Annotated in this window: 22 protein-coding genes; 10 read left to right on the top strand and 12 right to left on the bottom strand. The window is 63.2% G+C overall.

Features of this window, described 5'->3' with window-relative positions:
• Position 1: 1 nt before the first annotated feature.
• The 7 genes from E8E75_RS27025 to yedA form a co-directional block, all read right to left on the bottom strand.
• Complete coding sequence (locus tag E8E75_RS27025) at positions 2-814, bottom strand: ABC transporter permease (protein ID WP_120653071.1); 813 nt, start codon at positions 812-814, stop codon at positions 2-4.
• The gene (locus E8E75_RS27020; protein ID WP_120653072.1) at positions 814-1,725 is read right to left on the bottom strand and encodes an ABC transporter permease; all 912 of its coding nucleotides are present in this window, start codon (positions 1,723-1,725) and stop codon (positions 814-816) included. The genes E8E75_RS27025 and E8E75_RS27020 overlap by 1 nt, the downstream gene beginning before the upstream one ends.
• Positions 1,726-1,822: 97 nt before the next feature.
• Positions 1,823-2,968 (bottom strand): spermidine/putrescine ABC transporter substrate-binding protein, encoded by a 1,146-nt coding sequence (locus tag E8E75_RS27015; protein ID WP_153921444.1) that lies wholly within the window; start codon positions 2,966-2,968, stop codon positions 1,823-1,825.
• A gap of 54 nt (positions 2,969-3,022) precedes the next feature.
• A complete protein-coding gene (locus E8E75_RS27010) occupies positions 3,023-4,141 on the bottom strand; it encodes an ABC transporter ATP-binding protein (protein WP_280359945.1) in 1,119 nt (372 codons plus the stop codon).
• A gap of 453 nt (positions 4,142-4,594) precedes the next feature.
• Positions 4,595-5,419: a helix-turn-helix transcriptional regulator gene (locus tag E8E75_RS27005; protein WP_120653074.1), complete on the bottom strand. Its 825-nt coding sequence runs from the start codon at positions 5,417-5,419 to the stop codon at positions 4,595-4,597.
• A 207-nt stretch (positions 5,420-5,626) separates the two neighbouring features.
• Positions 5,627-6,955, bottom strand: coding sequence for a DEAD/DEAH box helicase (locus E8E75_RS27000; RefSeq protein WP_153921446.1), 1,329 nt, complete (start codon positions 6,953-6,955; stop codon positions 5,627-5,629).
• 61 nt (positions 6,956-7,016) lie between these two features.
• Positions 7,017-7,943 carry a drug/metabolite exporter YedA gene (gene yedA, locus E8E75_RS26995; protein WP_120653076.1) on the bottom strand — a complete coding sequence of 309 codons (927 nt, stop codon included), beginning with the start codon at positions 7,941-7,943 and terminating at the stop codon, positions 7,017-7,019.
• A gap of 162 nt (positions 7,944-8,105) precedes the next feature.
• Here yedA and E8E75_RS26990 point away from each other — a divergent pair, with 162 nt between their 5' ends.
• The gene (locus E8E75_RS26990) at positions 8,106-8,582 is read left to right on the top strand and encodes an Lrp/AsnC family transcriptional regulator (RefSeq protein ID WP_120653077.1); all 477 of its coding nucleotides are present in this window, start codon (positions 8,106-8,108) and stop codon (positions 8,580-8,582) included.
• Positions 8,583-8,676: 94 nt separating this feature from the next.
• Here the strand turns inward: E8E75_RS26990 and E8E75_RS26985 are convergent, their stop codons facing one another.
• A complete protein-coding gene (locus tag E8E75_RS26985) occupies positions 8,677-9,288 on the bottom strand; it encodes a 3'-5' exonuclease (protein WP_120653078.1) in 612 nt (203 codons plus the stop codon).
• A gap of 24 nt (positions 9,289-9,312) precedes the next feature.
• A complete protein-coding gene (locus E8E75_RS26980) occupies positions 9,313-9,792 on the bottom strand; it encodes an NYN domain-containing protein (protein ID WP_153921453.1) in 480 nt (159 codons plus the stop codon).
• A 90-nt stretch (positions 9,793-9,882) separates the two neighbouring features.
• Between E8E75_RS26980 and E8E75_RS26975 the strand changes: the two genes are divergently transcribed.
• The 5 genes from E8E75_RS26975 to E8E75_RS26955 all read left to right on the top strand — a co-directional run bounded on the left by E8E75_RS26975 (position 9,883) and on the right by E8E75_RS26955 (position 13,134).
• Positions 9,883-10,443 (top strand): cysteine hydrolase family protein, encoded by a 561-nt coding sequence (locus E8E75_RS26975; protein WP_256673252.1) that lies wholly within the window; start codon positions 9,883-9,885, stop codon positions 10,441-10,443.
• 101 nt (positions 10,444-10,544) lie between these two features.
• Entirely contained in the window at positions 10,545-11,333 is a 789-nt protein-coding gene (locus tag E8E75_RS26970) for a hypothetical protein (RefSeq protein WP_256660867.1), read from the top strand.
• A gap of 43 nt (positions 11,334-11,376) precedes the next feature.
• A complete protein-coding gene (locus E8E75_RS26965; protein WP_153921457.1) occupies positions 11,377-11,856 on the top strand; it encodes a YbaK/EbsC family protein in 480 nt (159 codons plus the stop codon).
• Between the two features lie 75 nt (positions 11,857-11,931).
• Positions 11,932-12,594: a YciC family protein gene (locus E8E75_RS26960; RefSeq protein WP_120653082.1), complete on the top strand. Its 663-nt coding sequence runs from the start codon at positions 11,932-11,934 to the stop codon at positions 12,592-12,594.
• Between the two features lie 102 nt (positions 12,595-12,696).
• The gene (locus tag E8E75_RS26955; protein WP_153921459.1) at positions 12,697-13,134 is read left to right on the top strand and encodes a VOC family protein; all 438 of its coding nucleotides are present in this window, start codon (positions 12,697-12,699) and stop codon (positions 13,132-13,134) included.
• Here E8E75_RS26955 and E8E75_RS26950 read toward each other — a convergent pair.
• Both E8E75_RS26950 and E8E75_RS26945 read right to left on the bottom strand, forming a co-directional pair.
• Entirely contained in the window at positions 13,128-13,931 is an 804-nt protein-coding gene (locus E8E75_RS26950; RefSeq protein ID WP_120653084.1) for a transporter substrate-binding domain-containing protein, read from the bottom strand. The genes E8E75_RS26955 and E8E75_RS26950 overlap by 7 nt on opposite strands.
• A 13-nt stretch (positions 13,932-13,944) precedes the next feature.
• Complete coding sequence (locus E8E75_RS26945; RefSeq protein WP_120653085.1) at positions 13,945-14,193, bottom strand: CDGSH iron-sulfur domain-containing protein; 249 nt, start codon at positions 14,191-14,193, stop codon at positions 13,945-13,947.
• An 89-nt stretch (positions 14,194-14,282) separates the two neighbouring features.
• On the opposite strand from E8E75_RS26945, the gene E8E75_RS26940 reads away from it, so the two are divergent.
• Complete coding sequence (locus tag E8E75_RS26940; RefSeq protein WP_120653086.1) at positions 14,283-15,368, top strand: endonuclease/exonuclease/phosphatase family protein; 1,086 nt, start codon at positions 14,283-14,285, stop codon at positions 15,366-15,368.
• Between the two features lie 84 nt (positions 15,369-15,452).
• Here the strand turns inward: E8E75_RS26940 and E8E75_RS26935 are convergent, their stop codons facing one another.
• Positions 15,453-16,331 carry a LysR substrate-binding domain-containing protein gene (locus tag E8E75_RS26935; RefSeq protein ID WP_153921504.1) on the bottom strand — a complete coding sequence of 293 codons (879 nt, stop codon included), beginning with the start codon at positions 16,329-16,331 and terminating at the stop codon, positions 15,453-15,455.
• Positions 16,332-16,465: 134 nt separating this feature from the next.
• On the opposite strand from E8E75_RS26935, the gene E8E75_RS26930 reads away from it, so the two are divergent.
• The 3 genes from E8E75_RS26930 to E8E75_RS26920 are packed head-to-tail and all read left to right on the top strand — an operon-like array spanning position 16,466 to position 19,534.
• Positions 16,466-17,515 carry an agmatine deiminase family protein gene (locus tag E8E75_RS26930; protein WP_153921461.1) on the top strand — a complete coding sequence of 350 codons (1,050 nt, stop codon included), beginning with the start codon at positions 16,466-16,468 and terminating at the stop codon, positions 17,513-17,515.
• Positions 17,516-17,519: 4 nt separating this feature from the next.
• Positions 17,520-18,428: an N-carbamoylputrescine amidase gene (aguB, locus tag E8E75_RS26925; RefSeq protein ID WP_153921463.1), complete on the top strand. Its 909-nt coding sequence runs from the start codon at positions 17,520-17,522 to the stop codon at positions 18,426-18,428.
• A 2-nt stretch (positions 18,429-18,430) separates the two neighbouring features.
• Positions 18,431-19,534 (top strand): extracellular solute-binding protein, encoded by a 1,104-nt coding sequence (locus tag E8E75_RS26920; protein ID WP_153921465.1) that lies wholly within the window; start codon positions 18,431-18,433, stop codon positions 19,532-19,534.
• The last annotated feature ends 11 nt before the right edge of the window (positions 19,535-19,545 follow it).

Raw genomic sequence — 19,545 nt, 5'->3', positions numbered from 1 at the left:
CTCAGGCGCCGCTGTGGCGGTTCTGCAGGTAGCGGGAGGTGAACAGCAGCGCCAGGGAGACGCAGATGATCACCGTCGAAATGGCATTGATCTCCGGTGTGATGCCCCGGCGGATCGACGAGAAGATGTAGATCGGCAAGGTGGTTTCCGACCCGGCGACGAAGAAGGCGACGATGAAGTCGTCAAAGCTGAAGGTGAACGCGAGCAGGAAGCCGGCCAGGATGGCCGGGGCGATCTGCGGCAAGGTCACCCGGCGGAAGGTTTCCAGGGGCGGTGCATAGAGGTCGGCGGAGGCTTCCAGCAAAGCCCTGTCCAGAGACTCCACGCGGGTGCGGACGATCACGATCACCAGCGCCATGGTGAATAGTGAGTGCGCGGCGATCACCGTGAAAAACCCCATGCGCAAGCGCGGCAGCCCGGCGCCCAGCAGCAGGTCGAGCAGCGGGTTGACCACTTCGAACAGGCTGATGAACGCAATCAGGGTGGCGATGCCGATGACGATGCCGGGAATGATGATCGCGCAGTAGGTCATGGCGTCGAAGAACAGCCGCACGCGTTTGCCCGCCCGCTCCAGGCCGAATACCGCAAGGGTGCCGAACAGCGTGGCGATCAGCGCCGAGCAGAAGGCGATCAGCGCGCTGGTGCCGAGGGCTTCCATGATGAAGGGGTTACTGAACGCGCGGCCGAACCACTGTACCGAGCAGCACTCGAAGGACAGCCCACTGCGCCCGGCATTGAAGGAGAACAACACGATCAGCGCGATGGGCGCGTAGAGGAACAGGTAGAGCGAGGTGGAATAGCTGCGCAGCCACATCAGAGCATCCCCTCAGTGCCGCGCTTGCCGTAGCGCGCCACCAGTTTCAGGTAGAGGGCGATGATCACCAGCATCATCGCCACCAGGGTCATGGCCACCGCACTGCCGAACGGCCAGTTGCGTGATTGCAGGAAGAGATCCACCAGGGCGTTGCCGACGAAGAACACCTTGCCGCCGCCGAGGATCGCCGGGATCAGGAACTCGCCCATGAGCAGGATGAACACCAGCATGCTGCCGGTAATGACACCGGGCGCCGAGAGCGGCAGGGTTATCCGGCGGAACGTCTCGAAGGCCCCCGCGCCGAGGTCCGACGACGCCTCCAGCAGGCGCTTGTCCAGCTTCTCCAGGCTGACGTAGATGGGGAACACCATCAGCGGCAGGTAGCCGTAGACGATGCCGATCAGCACCGCGGTCGGGGTGTTGATCAGCCGCACATCCTCCAGCCCGACCATCGCCAGCAGCGCCGGGATGCCCTTGCCGCCGAGAATGAAGATCCAGGCGTAGGTACGGATCAGGAAGCTGGTCCAGAACGGTACGATCACCAGGGTCAGCAACAACGACCGGCTGCGCTGCACCTTCACCGCCAGGAAATAGGCCAGCGGGTAGGCCGCCACCAGGCACACCAGGGTACCCAGGGGCGCCAGCACCAGCGTGTTGTAGAAAGCCTTCGCCCGCGAGCCAAGGTTCAGGTAGTTCTCCAGGGTCAGGGCCGCGCTGTAGCCCCCCACGGGGCTGCGTTCACCGAGGCTGAAGACCAGGATGATCACCAGTGGCATCAGAAGCAGCAGCAGGAACCACAGCGTGGACGGCAACAGCAGGAGCAGCGTGACACGCCGGCCGAGGCTGCGGCTTTCCACCGGCGCGGCCTGGCCCGCATCGGCCAGCGCGGGGGCGCTGAGAGCGACGTTCATGGAAGATTCCTTGCGATTCATTACTGCGGTTTTCGTAGGAGCGAGCTTGCTCGCGAATGCTCGCAGCGAGGTTCGCGGGCAAGCTCGCTCCTACCAGTCAGGCTGCCTTGAAGCGCGCCATCAGTTCCGCCCGCGCCGGGCTGGTCAGGGTGGCTGCGGCGCCGAACTCCAGCGCGCTGAGCAGATCGGCTGCCGGATACATGATCGGGTCGTCGAGCATGTCCTTGGGCAGCAGCGCATCTACACGCTTGTCACCGGTGGGATAACCGTGGGCCTCGACTTCCAGCTTGTTCACCCGCGGGTCGAGCAGGAAGTTGATCAACGCGTAGGCCGCATCCGGCCGCTCGGCACTCTTCGGAATGGCGAAGAAATCGCTCCACAGCTCGCCACCCTCGCGACCCAGTACGTAGGTCATCTGCGGCATGTCGCGATGCAGTTGCGAGGCGTCGCCGGTCCAGCACATGGACATCCAGGCATCGCCATTGCGCATGGACGGCTGGTAGTCGGAGTTGATCGCGAAGAGGTGCGGCTTGACCTCCAGCAGCAACTTCTCGGCTTCGGCCAGCTCCTTCGGATCCAGCGAATTGAAGCTGTAGCCGAAGGACTTCAACGCATTGCCGATCACCGTGAGCTGGTAGTCGTGGACCATCACCCGGCCAGTGGCGTCCCCTTTTGTCAGCTCCCAGAACTCCTTCCAGGTCGTGGGCCTGGCCTTGATCTTGTCGCCGTCATAGACGAAGCCGGTGGTGCCCCAGTTCTTCGGTACCGCGTAGGTCTTGCCGTTGATGACGCCCTGTTCCATGAAGCGCTTTTCATACGAAGCCGGATCGAAATTGGGCAGGCGCGACAGGTCCAGCGGCTCGATCAGGCCCAATTCAGCGTAGGTGCTGATGGTGTAGTTGGTGGGCACGAAGACGTCCCAGCCGCTGCCGCCCGCCTGGAGCTTGGCGAGCATCTCTTCGTTAGAGCCGAACACGTTCATCTGTACCTGGGCGCCGGTCTGTTCGGCGAAGGCGGCGAAGTTGTTGGCGTTGTGATAGTTCGGCCAGGTGGCCAGGACCACGCGGTCGCCAAGGGCGCCCTTTTCGGCGGCGAAGGCGCGGTTGCTGGTGAGCAGACCCGGCATATTGGCGGCCATCACCGCCATGGCTACGCCAAGCCCCGTACGGCCGAGGAACTCGCGACGGCTGATGGAACCGTTCTGCCAACTACGCAGTTGCTTGATGAAGTCTTTCCGATCCATTGCTGCTACCTGCCTGTAAGGGTTGGTTGTTCTTGTCCGTACCGTACTGCGTTATCACAACGTCATGGCCAGGCCACTGGCCTGGTCCCAGCCGATCCGCACTGGCGATCCGTGCTCGAAGGCCGAGCGCTCGTGCTGGCCATGGCGCTGCACGCGCACGCAGACGATGCCGAAAGGCTCGGTGCGCACGCGGTATTCAGTGAGGTTGCCGAGGTAGATGCGGTCCACCACCTGGCCCGGCAGGCTGATCTCGCGGGGTAGCGCGACCTCGCTGGCGCCAATGGCGATCAACTCCGGGCGCACCGCGATGCAGCCGGGCTCGGCCGCCTTGAGGGCGGGGCCAGTGGGCGTCTGCGGGCTGGCCAGTTGCAGGCCGTGGGTGGTTTCCAGAAGCACGCGGCCATTGTCGATGCGCCGCACCGTGCCATCGAACAGGTTGGATTCGCCGATGAAGTCCGCTACGTAGCGACTCGCCGGGGTTTCATAGAGTTGCTCGGGGCTGGCGCTCTGGAGGATCTGGCCGTCCTGCATGACGCTGATGCTGTCGCTCATGGACAACGCCTCTTCCTGGTCGTGGGTGACCAGCACGAAGGTGATGCCCACTTCGCGCTGCAGGCGCAGCAGTTCGGACTGCATTTCCTTGCGCAGCTTGCGATCGAGCGCGGCCAGAGGTTCGTCCAGCAACAGCACGGTGGGCTTGTTCACCAGCGCACGGGCCAAGGCCACCCGCTGCTGCTGGCCGCCGGAAAGCTCGTGCGGCTTGCGCTGGCCAAAGCCGGACAGCCGCACCATTTCCAAGGCTTCGTCCGCCAGGCGGCGTTGCTCGGCACGGCCTGGGCGTGGCTGGTGGTAGCGCAGGCCATAGGCGATGTTCTCCGCCACCGACAGGTGCGGGAACAGCGCATAACTCTGGAACACCATGTTCACCGGCCGCTGGTGCGCCGGTACTCCCGCAACCGAATGCCCGGCCAGCAGTACCTCGCCCTCGCTGGGTTGTTCGAAGCCGGCGATCATCCGCAGGGTGGTGGTCTTGCCGCAGCCAGAGCTGCCGAGGAAAGAATGGAAAGCACCACGCCGCACCTTGAAGTTCAGGCCGTTGACCGCCGTGACCGCGCCATAGCGCTTGACCACATTGCGGAACTCGATATCGCAGAACTCGCTTACATCGCTCACGACCGGCCCCTTTTTGCAGGTGTTCTTGGCATATGGCCACACGCTAGCAATGGCGATTCCGGGCTGTATATATCCCTCGGGGGATAGACGCTCATTCCACAGAAACTGTGGAATCCATTGTGGATAAGTTATGGATGGTGGGCTGCAGGCCACAGGGGGCTAGGCCTTGAGCCTTGCGATCATTTTTTGATCAGCCTCTCTTTGTCGGGGCGATTTCAAGCGCCAAGCAGGCCGAAGGCTTGCCCTATGGATTCCAACGGGGCAACAGCGTTGCCCTTGGCGAATGAATTCGCCCCCACAGGGGCAGCTTCATCGTCCCCCGCTGCTCACAATTTCTGTGCAAATCGTTGTGGATAACTCGTGGGCATCCGCGTCGGATGCCGATGTCTGCTGGGCCAGACCAGACTGGCTGGTTATTGATCAGTCGCTTGTTAATCACCAATGGCGATAAGGCTAGACCGCCTTCTGTAACGGCTCGGGCTCATCACGCTGGCCACCCAACTCCCGCACAAACAAGCCCAGCAACTCCGACTGGCTGCCTATACCGAGCTTGGCGTAGATGTTCTTGCGGTGGATTTTCACCGTGCCGGGGCTGATTGCCAGGTGCTCGGCTACCGATGCACTGGAGTGGCCACGCAAAAGCATCTGCACCACTTCCTGCTCCCGCGCCGTCAGCACATGGGCGCCGAACTGATCGAAGGCTTCGCGGATCTTGTAGTCCAGGTCCTGGACCGGGCGCGGCGCGTGGGCACGGGCCTGCTCCCAGGCTTCGTTCACCACCTGTTCCACCACTGGCTGGGCGCAATCCAGCAACTGCATTTCATCGCGGCTGTAGGCCGGGCTGCAGGTGCTGCGCATCAGCGAGAATACCGCCTTGGCACCATCGGCCAGGTCGATGAAGAAGGCGATCTCTTCGGTCAGGCCGGTCTGCTGGTAATAGGTGACGTAGTACTCACCGAGGTAGAAGTGGTCCGGGGCGAACTGGCGCAAGCGCCAGAGGCCGGGGGCCTGGTTTCGGGTGCAGGCGAGATAGAAGGGGTCGAGCAGGTAGGGACCGACCTGGTAATCCTCGACGTACACATGGCGCTTGTCCGGCGGAAAGGTATCGAACAGGGCCAGCGGCCTGTGGTTGCCTTCATAGACGAAGAGCACGAAATGGTCGACATGGCAGACCTGCTGCAGCCACTGGCTGAGGCCAAGCAGACGGGCCCGCCCGGCGGGCTGGGCAAGCAGATGGGCAACACCGGTGGTCCAGTGTTTGAGTTCCTTGTGGCGCATGTGGGAAATGCCTGAGGTTGGGCTGCGCTTCAATCACTATAGGCGTTCAGCATTTCGCACAGAAATGCAGGAAGTGCGCCAATATCCTGAAAGCTCGCCAGCCCCTCTGGCACGGGGGTGTCGGTCACCTGCCCTGCCCCGTTCCGGTTCCCGTTGCCCCATCAGGCGTCACCCATCACCACAGTACGGTGACGCCTGGAGCCGGATTCAGCCCTTCTTCGCCTTACCGAATCCCGGCGCCTTGCGCACGGATTTCACCTTGGGCTTCTCGCTGTCGACCCAGCGGCCCAGTGCTGCACCCTTGCCCGGCTTGCCGGCGACGGCCTGGGATTCCTTCGGCTTCTTGGGTTTCTTCGGCTTCTTGATCACCTGGCCAGTAGCGTCAGTCATGGGCACCCGGTGATCAGGGTAGAAGTCTGGTTCGTCACGACGCTGGATGGTCTGGCGGATCAGCACCTCGATAGCCGCCAGCAGTTGCACCTCATCGGCGCAGACCAGCGAAACCGCCTCACCAGTGGCACCGGCGCGGCCGGTACGGCCGATACGGTGTACGTAATCCTCAGCAACGATGGGCAGGTCGAAATTGACCACCAGCGGCAAGTCGTCGATATCCAGGCCACGAGCAGCCACATCGGTGGCGACCAGGATTTGTACTTCGCCGGCCTTGAAGCGCTGCAGCGCGCGCAGGCGCGACGGCTGTGGCTTGTCGCCGTGGATGGAATCGGCACTGACGCCACTGGCCTGGAGTTCGTCCACCAGTTGGTCGACACCCTTGCGGGTCTTGACGAAGACCAGCACCTGGCCCCAGCCGCGATCTGCCAGCAGGTGCAGGAACAGCTCGCTCTTGCGCTTCTTGTCCACCGGGATCAGCCACTGGCGCACGCTTTTCGCAGCCGCATTGCGCGGACTGACCTCGATGGACAGCGGGTCACGCAGCAGTTCGCGGGCCATCTGGCGAATGGCATCGGAGAAAGTGGCGGAGAACAGCAGGGTTTGCCGGCGTTTCGGCAGCGCAGTGAAGAGCTCGTCCAGTTCACGGGCGAAACCCAGGTCAAGCATGCGGTCGGCCTCGTCCAGCACCAGCACCTGGAGCTGGTTGAACTTCACGGCGTTCTGCCGATAAAGGTCAAGCAACCGGCCAGGGGTGGCGACCAGGACGTCGATACCCTTGCGCAGCTTCATCATCTGCGGATTGATGCTCACGCCACCGTAGACCGCGTAGTTGCGCAGCGGCAGGTGCTGGCCGTAGACGTGGAAGCTTTCGTTGACCTGCTCGGCCAGCTCACGGGTGGGCACCAGCACCAGGGCGCGAACCGAGTTGCTGGCCACTTCCGGGCCTTCCTGGGTCAACTTCTGCAACAGCGGCAGGGCGAAGCCGGCAGTCTTGCCAGTGCCGGTCTGGGCCGCGGCCATCAGGTCACGACCTTTGAGGACGGCGGGAATCGCCTCGGCCTGCACCGGCGACGGGGTCTGGTAGCCAAGCGCCTCGGTGGCGCGCAGCAGGGGTTCGATCAGGCCGAGGGAAGCGAAGGTCATTGGGGCAGCCATAGTGTGCGGAAAAGGCGCAATTCTATCAGGCTGCCCACGATTTCCGGGATCAACTGGTCTGCTGTTCCAGCCCTTCTGCCTTCTGCGCCTTCATGTCCTTGCGCTCACGCCATTGCGGCAGGCCGATCAGCACCACGGCGCCGATGATCACCAGCATGGCCAGGCCCTCTTCCGCACCGAAGGTCTCGCCCGCAAAGCCGATTCCCAGCAGCACCGCCACCACCGGGTTGACGTAGGCGTAGCTGGTGGCCGCGGCCGGGCGCACGTTCTTCAGCAGGTAGAGGTAGGAACTGAAGGCGATGATGGAGCCGAACACGATCAGGTAGGCCAATGCCCCCCAACCGGCGAGCGTCGGCGCGGCGGCCATGCGCTCACCGCTCAGCAGGCTGCCGGCCAGCAACGCGACGCCACCGGCGAGCATTTCCGCCGCGCTGGCCATGGGGCCGGCAGGCAACTTGAGGTTCTTGCTCCACATGGAGCCGAAGGACCAGGCCGCCGCCGCGAAGATGATCAAGACTGCGCCCAGAGGACTTGCCTGAAGGTTGGAGCCGAGATTGAGCAGGCCGATACCGATCAACCCGAGGAGGATGCCAGCCCATTCCAGGCGGGTGGTGCGTTGTCCCCAGATCAACCCGAACAGCAGGGCGAACAACGGCACCGTGGCCACTGCCAGGGCCGCGACACCGGATGCCACGCCAAGGTCTTCGGCCAGGGTGACTCCACCGTTTCCGCAACTGAGCAGCAGGAAACCGATGGCGGCAGCGGACTTCCACTCCTGCCAGGTCGGGTTGGGCACGCCGCGCCAGCGCAGGAAGCCGTACATCAGCGCGCCTGCGACCACGAAGCGGACACCGGCCATCAGCATGGGCGGCCAGGATTCCACGCCGATCCGAATCGCCAGGTAAGTGGAACCCCAGATCAGGTAGAGGGCGATGAAGGCTCCTATGAGCAGGAGCGGAAAGCGGCGCGCAGGCATGATCGGAACTCGACACAGGCGGGGATGAGGTGTCTATTCTAAGTAAGGTAAGGATGGCGAAATAAGGACGAAAACCTTATTCATGGCGCCATACCCCTTGGAAAGAACTGTTTTCATCAGCTTCTACCGTTGATTCGACAGAAGCAGATTTCGGAGGTCCCTGTGGACAAGTACGACCGCTTGCTGATTGCAGCGCTTATCGAGAATGGCCGTGCGTCGTTCGCCGACCTCGCACGCCGGGTCAACCTTTCACCACCCGCAGTGGCCGACCGGGTGGCCAAGCTGGAAGCCGGTGGGCTGATTACCGGTTACCACGCCAGCGTGGACCTGGCGAAGCTGGGCCTGCCCATCGAGTGCGTGATCGAATTGCGCATCACCGACCGTGACTACAAGCGAACCCAGGAAGCTCTGGAGAATATCCCGCAGCTGAACCTCTGCCACCGCGTCACCGGCGATGCCTGTCTGCTGATCAAGGCTGCCGTGGCATCGATGCCGGAATTGCAGGATCTGATCGACCAGATCGGCAAGTTCGGCGCGACCAAGACTTCGCTGATCCTCTCGACGCCCTTCGAGCAGCGGATTCCTGGCGTGCTTCAGGAGCGCGGCAAGGTGGAAACCCTGCGCACGGTAAAAGGCTGAGTCGTGCTTGTAGGTTGGTCCGAGCTCCGCAAGGCCCAACGATTCCGGGTCGACCCAGCCGTTGGGCTTCGCTCTGCACCAACCTACGGGTTGACTACCCCTCCCGATGCCGCCTCAGGGCTTCAGGAATCTTCGCCGCTGGCACCTTCTGCAAGCTGCAGAACAACTGGTGCGACACTGCGTTGATCCCATGCTTTTCCCGCAGGCGCCCAGCCAGATGCAAAGTGAGGTTCGCGGCCATTTCGGCGTCGGCCAATGCCCGGTGCGCCTTGCCGGTGTCAGGCAGATTCGCCCAGGCGTTCAAGGTGCCGAGCTTGTGGTTGGGTGCCTCGGGCAACAGGCGGCGAGCGAGCAGCAAGGAACAGGCGAACGCCTGGCGACGGGAGCGACCAATGCGCGCCAGTTCGAAGTCCCAGAACTTCTGATCGAAAGACGCGTTGTGCGCCAGCAGTGGCAGGTCGCCGATGAAGTCGGCTGCTTCGCCCATCACCTGCTCCGCCGGTGGCGCTTCGCGCACCATGGCGTTGGTGATGCCGGTGAGGCCCTGGATAAACGGAGGAATCGGTACGCCTGCGTTCATCAGGCTCTGGTAGCGATCGACGATGCGACCGCCCTCAAGGATGACGACGCCAATCTCGGTGGCGCGGCAGTCGTTGCCCGGCGTGATGCCGGTGGTTTCGAAGTCGATGACAGCTATGGGGTCCACAAGATGTTCCAGGTTGGAGGCGGTTCAGTTGCGCTTCAGCAGGGGGTCTTCGATGGGCTGGTAGCGGCTGGCTGCACGAATCAGCGATTGCGCGGTCAGGCCGGGCACCCCATACACCAGGGTTTCCACACCATGGGCCTGGGCCACCCGCTCCAGTAGCAGGTCGAAGTCGCCGTCCCCCGAGGCCAGCACTATCAGGTCAACCCGAGGCGCGGCGTCGAGCACATCGATGGTGATGCCGACGTCCCAGTCACCCTTGGCCGATCCGTCGCTGCGCTGGATGAACGGTTTGAGCTTCACGTTGAAGCCCAGATTGCGAAGGATCTGCTGGAACTGCTGCTGCTTCGGGTCCCCGCGGTCGATGGCGTAAGCGTTGGCTTCGACGATATCGCCTTCGGCACTGACACTCTGCCAGAAGGCGCCATAGTGGAAGTGGCAACCATAGGCATGGCGCACCGTGTAATAGAGGTTCTGCACGTCGGCGAATACGGCGATTTTCTTCAATGCAGCTCCTCGCCGCTGGCTGGCGGCGACTCGATGGGGGTAGATTGCGGCCAGTATGCCAGCCTCAGGGAACGGAAAGTGGATACGACCTTGCAGAACACTCCCGGTGCCCTGCTGATCATCGATCAGCAGCAAGGTATCCGCAGCCTGGACAAGCCGCGCAACAACCCCGATGCCGAAGTCCGCATCGCCGCCCTGCTGGCACGCTGGCGTGACGCCGGGTGGCCGCTGGTACATATCCGCCATATATCGAGAGAGGCGGCTTCGGTGTTTGCTCCCGGGCAATCCGGCGCCCTGTTCCAGCCGGAGTTCATGCCTCGGGAGCGCGAGCAGGTGCTGGAGAAGAATGTTCCCGATGCCTTCATCAACAGCGGCCTGGAGCACTGGCTGCGAGTGCGCGGCATCGATGGGCTGGTGATTGTCGGTGTAGCCAGCGAGAACTCGGTGGAAGCTACGGCTCGCAGCGCCGGCAACCTGGGCTTTGCCACTACCGTGGTAGCGGACGCCTGCTACACCTTCGCCAAGACCGACTTTGCCGGCCGCCCGCGCAGCGCCGACGAAGTCCACGACATGGCCATGGCCAATCTGCAAGGCGAGTACGCCCGGGTGCTGTACACGGACGAACTACTCGCGAACTCGCCAACACCCTGAGGACGGACGTCTATAGTTTCAACTAACCCCGCAAGCATCGAGAACGGGGAAGACGCCGCGACCCACCGCATGGGTCTGTTGCAGGGAGCAAGGCGCTCGCCATGGCAGGCGGCGCTGTCTGGCAGTCACTCCAGCCGCAGGCCGTGTTCCAGGGCTATTGTGCAATGCGAGTTCATGGATGCTGCCTGCTTGCCCTGCTGCTCCTGTCCACCCCCAGCCATGCCGAGGCGCGCCTGGTATTCAGTGCGTTTCCCGATCAAGGCCTGCCGCTGTTCCAGATCTGCAAGCGCATCCTCGTGGAAGCCTACGGCGAACTCGGCATCAGCATCGAGACCCGCGCCGCCCCGGCCGCACGCGCCCTGCAGTATGCCGAGCGTGGACTGAACGACGGCGAGTTGTGCCGTACCAGACTGGTAGCCGAACAGCGTAGTGACCTGCTGCTGATCCGCACGCCCCTGTTCGAGTCCTATGCGGTCGCCTTCGCCAATCGCCCGTTACAGCTGCGCGGCTGGTCCAGTCTCAAGCCCTACCTCGTGGGTTTCGAGCGCGGCAAGGCGGCCCTGGAACTGCGACTCAAGGGGGTGCGGATGTCACCCTCCAACGGAGTGGAGAACGGCATGCGCAAGCTGGCCGGTGGTCGGGTGGACGTGCATGTGGAGGATTACTACTCAGGCATGTGCATCCTGCGCCAGAGCGGCATGCGCGGTATCCAGCCGTTGCATCCGGTGCTGGAGCGTTTCTCCATGCACCACTACCTGAACCCACGCCATCGCGATCTGGCGCCACGCCTGGAGGAAGTGCTGCGGCACATGGCGCAGAGGGGTCGCCTGCAGGAGATCGAGCGACAGGTCCTGCATGAAGCAGGATTGGATGACCTCAGCCCACCCTGAGCGATTATCATGGCGCTCCCGTTTCTCGCCTCCCGGATTTCCGATGTCGCTCCACGCCCGCAATCTGGCCCTGCTCGACGAACATGCCATCCGTTACCGAGAAGTCGTTCACGAACCCGTACTCGACTATCCGACCGCGCATGCGGTGCGCGAACGCTTCGGCCTCCTCGGGGTGGAAAGCAAGAGCCTGTTCCTGCGCCTGAAGAATGGCGGCTACGCAATGCTGGTGACCCTGGAAGGTGCGCGCGCCGATTGGGCCCAGCTCAAGACGCTGCTGGGCGCTCGGCCGAGCGTCGCCAGCGACGACGAGTTGGTGGCGATGACTGGCTGCGTGCCCCAGTGCGCTTGCCCCCTGGGCCACGCCGGGGAAATCGCGCTGGTGTTCGACGAGGCGATCTTCCGGCACGACTACCTGATCTATTCGCCCGGCCCACCGGAGTACACCCTGGAAGTGCCCACCGCCGACCTCGCCCGTCTGTTGCCGCAATTACCGAACCGGGTGCTGCGCTATCGTTCTGAGTGAGACGGCCTTTGGAGGCTGCCCTGGCTTGGGCTAAAGTGCCCAAGACCAACTGCCGCAAGATGTGAATGCCCGCTGATGAATCCGTTCGAGCTGCTGCGCGCCTCCTGGTATTTCTTCTCCCGAAACGTCGGCGAAATCGCCTTGCTCTGCCTGCCTGCCATCCTCACCGAGGCGATTGCGCAGCAGGGTCTGATCGCGTGGCTCGGCCCGGATAAGTCCCAGGGTGCCTCGATCATCGTCAGCATGCTGTTCTATCCGCTGTACGTCGGTGCGCTGATCATCTTCGTCGACAGCCGCAGCCACCGCATCCGCCTGAAACCCCGGCAGGTTCTGGAGATGGCCATTTTCCGCTGGCCGTCCTTCGCGGTACTGGCTGCCATCAGCACCCTGCTGATCATGGTCGGCGCCTGGATGCTGATCATTCCCGGACTCTACGTGATGATCAAACTGGCCTTTGCCGAGTACCTGTTGGTGCTCGAGGGCAAGTCCCCGCTGGATGCCATCAAGGAGAGCTTCACCCTGACCGGTGGGCATTTCTGGACCATCCTCGCCTGCGTGCTGCTGGTGATGGGGCCGATCTGGCTGGTGGACTGGTTCGCCTATCGTGAGCTCGGAGAAAATCCCGACCCGGTCGGCACGGTGATCCTGGAAACCTTCAATAGCTTCTTCCAGCTTTTCGTCAGCGTTGCCCTGTACCGGATGTTCACCCTCGTGACGGAACGAGCGGTCGAGCAGTGATTCCCTATAGGGAAATCTTCTGAAAACACCCCACACGCATCGCGCAGAGTAGTTTTTCAACGGACTGCTAGGCTTTTCAGGCCACTCAAGGAGGATCCCTTCATGGCTGAGAATCCCAGCATCCTGTCCCACATCTCGGTGGGCACCAACGACTTCGACCGCGCTGTCGCCTTCTACGACAAGGTGCTGCCCACCCTGGGCTGCAAGCGCATCATGGAACACCCCGGCGCCGTGGCGTACGGTCGCGAGTACCCGGAGTTCTGGGTGCAGTCACCCATCGACGGCCGACCGGCCAGTGTCGGCAACGGCACCCACATCGGCTTCTTCGCTCCCAGTAAGGAAGCGGTGCTGGCCTTCTTCGAAGCGGCACTGGATGCCGGCGCCACGGGCGACGGCCAGCCCGGACCGCGCCCGGAGTATGGCGAGCCCTACTACGGCTGCTTCGTCCGCGACCTGGACGGCCACAAGATCGAAGCGGCGTTCTGGGACATGGAGCTGGATCCGGGCTACGAGATTTACGTCGAGCCCCACGCTCACTGAGCGCCGGGGCGATAGCGTCGCGCGGCGTCCAGCACCCAACCCTCGTCGATCATCTGCCCAAGTGCCTGGGCAATGGCCGCGCGCTGGGCCTGCAGCGGACGCTGGCGCGAGAAACCGAGAAAGAGTTCGGTCCGGGCCGGAGGCCGATAGGCGAGTTTGACGATACGTCCGGCCAGTGCCGGATCCCGCAGTAATTCGTAGTCCACCTGGCAGTCGGTGCCAATCACCAGCGGCAACCGCTTGTGGCGCAGCATGTCCAGTAATTGCCCTTCATTACCGACCCCGACCTTGCGCAGTGCCTGGTCGGAGTCGAAGGGTTCGAAATAGGCCGAGCCCCGCACGAAACCGATGTCGTACTGCCCCAACTGCGGATAGCCGGAGACCCGCTGGGCCAGCTCGGGGCGGCTGTAGAAGCGCGGCGCGCAGGTGAAGTAGGGGCGCTCCAGGTAGTCGATATAGCGCACGCGCTCGGCCGTACGGGCGAGCCCGGTCATCAGGTCCGCCGAGCCCTTTTCCAGCGCGGCCAGCCCTCGCGACCAGGGCGCACGCTGCACCTCGAAGCGCAGCCCGGTGCGGCGCTCGAGTTCGGCCAACAGGTCCATATCCAGGCCACGCAGCTGACCCCCTTCGCTGGCGATGCGAAAGGGCGGCCAGACGTCGGTCATCACACGCAGCGGGGGATGGTCGTCGGCAGCGACCAGGCCAGGCAGCAACAGCAAGCTTGCGAGCCAGAAGCGAAAACGCCCCGCTTTGTAAATCAAGGCCAGGAATGACCAGAGGACTGCGCCCAGCTGCATGCCGGCTCCCGGATCAGTCTTGAAGTTCGTTATGGGTGCCATCACAGCAAGGTGGCGATTGGCTATGTTTGCAGCCACAGAAATACAGGGTTTCGCTGACATCTGCATGGAATTTGAGTGGCGCCAGGCCTGTGCCTTTGTGAGACCCGTCACAGAATGGCTGTTGCTGGCTGCGGCCGCAGCGACACCAGAAGTAGTCCTTGCCTGCCACCACCTCGACCTCATAGGGGCCCTTCTGGGCGATCCTCACTTCGCTGCTCATGGCATTTCTCCGGGGCGCGCCTCGGCTTGGGCCGCAGCGGCGGCTCGGTTATGCTCGCCCTCTTCCAGCATAGATGCCAGCCCCCGACGATGCCCCGAGTCCTGCGTTTCGCCCTGCTCAGCCTGTCGATCTTCGCCATCGGCTTGGTCGCCCTGATCTATGCGCTGACCTGGCATCCCGCAGCCCGCGAACCGGCCATCCTGGCCTGCCAGGCCGAAGCACCACAACTGCAACCCGGGCAGGCGCTCAAGGTGATGACCTGGAACCTGCAGTACCTGGCCGGCAAGCGCTATGTCTTCTACTACGACCTGCCCGATGGCAATGGCCCGGACGAGCGCCCCACTCCGGAAGACCTCGCATACAGCCTTGACGAGGTCGTCCGGGTGATACGCGAAGAGCAGCCGGATATCGTCAATCTCCAGGAGCTGCACGAAGGCGCTCGCGCCACCGACTACCAGGACCAACTGACCCTGCTCCAGGAGCGCCTGACCGACCTCTACCCGTGTGCCAGCCAGGCCTTCTACTGGAAAGCGGCATTCGTGCCTCACCCGCATATCCTCGGCAGCGTCGGCATGAAGCTGGCCACCCTCAGCCGCTTCCGCATCGAGAGCGCCGAACGCCTGCAACTGCCGCTGGAAGAAAACGACCCGGTCAGTCGCCAGTTCGACAAGAAACGAGCGCTGCTGGTGAGCTATCTACCGATTCGTGGTGGTGGACGCCTGGCCGCGATCAACACCCACCTGGATGCATTGGCCGCGGACCAGGAAACCCTCAAGCGCCAGGTAGCCATGACCCGCGGTCTGCTCGATCAACTGCAGAGCGAAGGAATGCCCTGGGTATTGGCGGGCGACTTCAACCAGCTACCACCCGGGCAGTACGAGCAGCTGTCCGCAGCCCAACGTAGCCGTTACGCCCACGACAGCGAGCTGAAAGCGCTGTGGAGCCGCTACCCGATGATCCCCAGCATCGAAGAAACCAGCAGCGCGCAGCAGGCGCAGTGGTTCACGCACTACCCCAACGATCCACGGGTGAAAGGACCGGACCGCACGCTGGATTACGTGTTCCACAGTGCCAACCTGACCCGCATCGAAGCGCGGGTGCGCCAGCAAGACACCCTGCGCATCTCCGATCACCTGCCGCTGACGGCAAGGTTCTTCCTGCCATCGGGGCATTGAGGATCGACTCGGCATGACGCTGCACGCGTTGGAGCGCGCTTGCTCGCGAACCTCCTGTGCAAATCTTCACGAGCAAGCTCGCTCCTACTCAAAGCCTCGATTCGTATCCGTTTCGAGTGCCCCAACCAGCCAATCGCAGAAACTGCGGGTGAGCGGGTCGCCTTCGCTATCGCGATGCACCAGCCAGCTCCAGTTCGGTCCACGTACCGTCTGCTCCACCAACGGCACCAGCAGGTCCTGATCTCGCGCGCGTCCGGCCAGCAGCTGGCTGACCAGAGCAATTCCCAATCCTTGGCTGGCTGCGTCCAGAAGCAGGCCGGGATCGGAGAAGTTAAGTCCCTGGCTTTGCTGGCCGACTTCAGCGCCGCCCTGCACTTCCCAGTGGCTCCAGTCCATCTCGCGCTCGCCGTGCAGGGTAGTGCGTTCAGCCACTGTCAGATCCAGAAGTCCAGGGTGGCAGGCGGGATACAGGCGATCCTCCAGCAGCACGCGAAAACTGCACTCGGCCTGTGCGCTCAGGTCGTCACGTACGGCAATGTCGATGGTCTGGGTCGCCATGTCCGGTGTTTCATCGGTGGTCAGCAGCCAGAGGTCGACTTGCGGATGGCGCTGGTGGAAGTCCGCCAGCCTCGGTACCAGCCAGTGGCGGGCGAACGCCGGTGTGGTGTTGACCACCAGTTGATTGGGCTTGCGGTACTGGTCCAGGCGGCGAATACCCACGGCCAACTGCTGCAGCAGCGACTGGGTAGTGCTCAGCAGGTCGAAGCCGGCGTCGGTCAGTGCGACGCTGCGGCCGCTGCGGAAGAACAGCGGCTGTTCGAGAAAACTTTCCAGGCTGCGAATCTGTTGGCTGATGGCGGACTGGGTGAGGTGCAGTTCTTCGGCTGCCTTATGGAAGCTGCCCAGGCGGGCGGCCGCCTCAAAGCCACGCAGGGCATTCAGGGGGGGCCAGTGTTTGAGCATCATCAATAAGCCTTGCTAATCAGTAATCAGCAAAATCTATCGTTTGTTCGCGCGTTTTTACAGGCCTAGCATGCAAGCCATCACCGCATTCGCGGTTAATCAGTGATAACAAAATCTTAACTGAAGGCTCTTGTATGCAATTCACCGATTTGCAGAACGGCTGGGTCATGCCCGCCGAATGGGTACCGCACGCCGCCACCTGGATGGCCTTTCCCCATAACCAGGCACTGTGGGAGAACGGCTGGGGCGTAACCCTCGCCGAAGTCCAGGTCGACTTCGCCCGTGTGGCTAACGCAATTGCCCGCTTCGAACCTGTGCGGATGGTGGTGGACCCTTCCGCCGTGGCGCGGGCGAAGGAGCTCTGCGGGCCGAACGTCGAACTGATCGAGCTGGCGATCAACGACAGCTGGTGCCGTGATTCCGGCCCCAGCTTCGTCTGCCATCCGCGACTGGGCACGGCCGGCGTCAACTGGCGCTTCAACGCCTGGGGCGGCAAGTCCGCCTTCGATCTGGACGAAAGCCTCGCCCGACGCATCCTCGGCCACCTGGGCCTGGAATGCTTCGATACCATTCTGACCAACGAAGGCGGTGCCATCCACGTCGACGGCCAGGGCACGCTGATCACCACCGAATCCGTGCTGCTCAATGGCAACCGCAACCCAGGCATGAGCAAGGTGGAGATGGAAGAAATCTTCGCTCGCCTGCTGGGCGTGAAGAAAACCATCTGGCTGCCGGGCGACCCCGAGTACATCACTGGTGACATGACCGATGGCCATGTCGATGGTGTGTGCGCCTTCGCTCGTCCGGGTGCGCTACTGGTAGATGCCACCCGCGATCAGTCCTCGGACTACGCCCGGGTGGCACGCGAAAACCGCCGTGCCCTGGAGCTTTCCACTGACGCTCAGGGGCGTCGCTTCGAAATGCTCGAACTCTTTGAAGCCAGCGAGGCGGTGGACCAGGACGCCGAGGTGTTCTGCGCCTCCTACACCAACTTCTACATCGCCAATGGCGCGATCATCATGCCCGCCTATGGCATTGCCGCCGACGACGAAGCAGCCGCGACCCTGCGCCTGGCCTTCCCGGGACGCGAAGTGGTTCCGGTGCAGATCAACCAACTGGCCCATGGCGGTGGCGGCGTGCACTGCATCACCCAACAACAGCCGGCCTGGCCGCTGAAGGGGTAATGCGATGACCATGCTCACCGTCGCCACCACCCAGTTCGCCTGTAGCTGGGACCTGGAAAGCAATCTCGACCAGGCCGAGAAACTCGTGCGGGAAGCTGCTGCCAAGGGGGCGCAGCTGATCCTCCTGCAGGAGCTGTTCGCCACTCCGTACTTCTGCATCGAGCAGGACCACAAGCACCTCGCCCTGGCACAGGAATATGGCCACAGCCCCGTGCTCGAGCGCTTCGCCGACCTCGCTCGCGAACTGGGAGTGGTGCTGCCGCTGAGCTGGTTCGAGCGCGCCGGCAACGCCTGTTTCAATTCCCTGGCGGTGGCCGATGCCGACGGCCAACTGCTCGGCGTGTACCGCAAGACCCACATCCCCAACGCCATCGGCTACCAGGAGAAGGAGTACTTCAGCCCCGGCGATACCGGCTTCCGCGTCTGGGATACCGCGTTCGGCCGCATCGGCGTCGGCATCTGCTGGGACCAGTGGTTCCCCGAGACCGCGCGCTGCCTGGCGCTGATGGGTGCCGAAGTGCTGCTCTATCCCACTGCCATCGGCTCGGAGCCGGGAGCTGCCGGACTGGACTCCCGCGACCACTGGCAACTGGCCCAGCGCGGTCATGCCGCTGCCAACATCCTCCCGGTGATCGCCGCCAACCGCGTTGGCGAAGAAGTGGCGACGACTGATCCGGAACTGCGGATGCGTTTCTATGGTTCGTCCTTCATTACCGATCACAAGGGCAAGCTGCTGGCAGAGGCCGACCGCGACAGCAGTGGTGTGCTGCTGCAGCGGCTGGACCTCGCCGCCATGCGCGAGGAGCGCCTGAACTGGGGCATCTACCGGGATCGCCGCCCGGAAATGTACGGCCCGCTGCTGGGGCTGGACGGTCGTCAAACCCACGAACGCTGGCAGCGCCAGGGAGCCTGAAGATGAACGTCATCAAGAAGCTGTTGATCGTCTCGCTGGGCCTTGGCCTGGGCTGCGCGCAACTTTCCGCCCAAGCGGAGGAGAAGGTCTTGCGTCTGTACAACTGGGCGGACTATTTCGCCCCGGACACCATCAGCGACTTCACCCGGGAGACTGGTATCCAGGTCATCTACGACGTGATGGACAGCAGCGAAACGCTGGAAGCCAAGATGATGTCCGGCAACAGCGGCTACGACCTGATCTTCCCCGGTGACACCGTGGCCGAGCGCCTGATGCGCGCCGGAGCCCTGCAGAAGCTGGACAAGAGCAAGCTCGAGCACCTGGATGACGTCGAGCCCGGCCTGCGCACGCTGCAGACCCGCTACCCGTACTCGCGCCACGCGACGGTTCCCTACACCTGGGGCACCATCGGCATTACCTACAACCAGGAGATGATCGACAAGCGCCTGGCCGGTGCACCGGTCAACAGCCTGGACCTGATCTTCAAGCCCGAGCTTGCAGCGAAGTTCGCAGACTGCGGCATTTCGATGATCGACTCGCCCGACGAGGTGCTGGCCGTGGTGCTCAACTACCTCGGCCACGACCCCCGCAGCGCAAGACCGAACGAACTGGCCGACGCGGTCGCGCTGCTCAAGGGCATCAAACCCTACATCCGCAAGTTCCAGTCGCAGCCGGTCACCCAGCTGGTCAACGGCGATATCTGCCTGTCGCTCGGCTACAGCGGCGACATGACCCAAGCCCAGCGCACGGCGGACGAAGCCCGCAAGCCGACCCACTTCCAGTACCGCATCTCGCAGGAAGGCACCACGGTCTGGATGGACACCATGGCTATCCCCGCCGACGCCCGCCACCCGGAATACGCCTATGCGCTGATCAACTTCATCATGCGTCCCGAGAACATGGCAGCGATCAGCAATGCCACCGGGTACCCGACCTCCAGTGCCAAGGCCAGGCCGATGGTGGCTGCCGACATGCGCAACAACCCGGACATTTATGTCGATGAAGCCACCTACGCTCGACTGATCCCCGGCAAGGACATCCCGCAGCGCGACATGCGGGCACGAATGCGCGCCTGGACCACGTTCAAGACCGCCATTCACGACTGATCCAACACGCA

This window comes from Pseudomonas sp. BN606 (assembly GCF_029873115.1).
Taxonomy (GTDB): domain Bacteria; phylum Pseudomonadota; class Gammaproteobacteria; order Pseudomonadales; family Pseudomonadaceae; genus Metapseudomonas.
The sequence above is the reverse complement of the archived record's forward strand: the minus strand, read 5'-3'. Positions and strand labels throughout refer to the sequence as shown.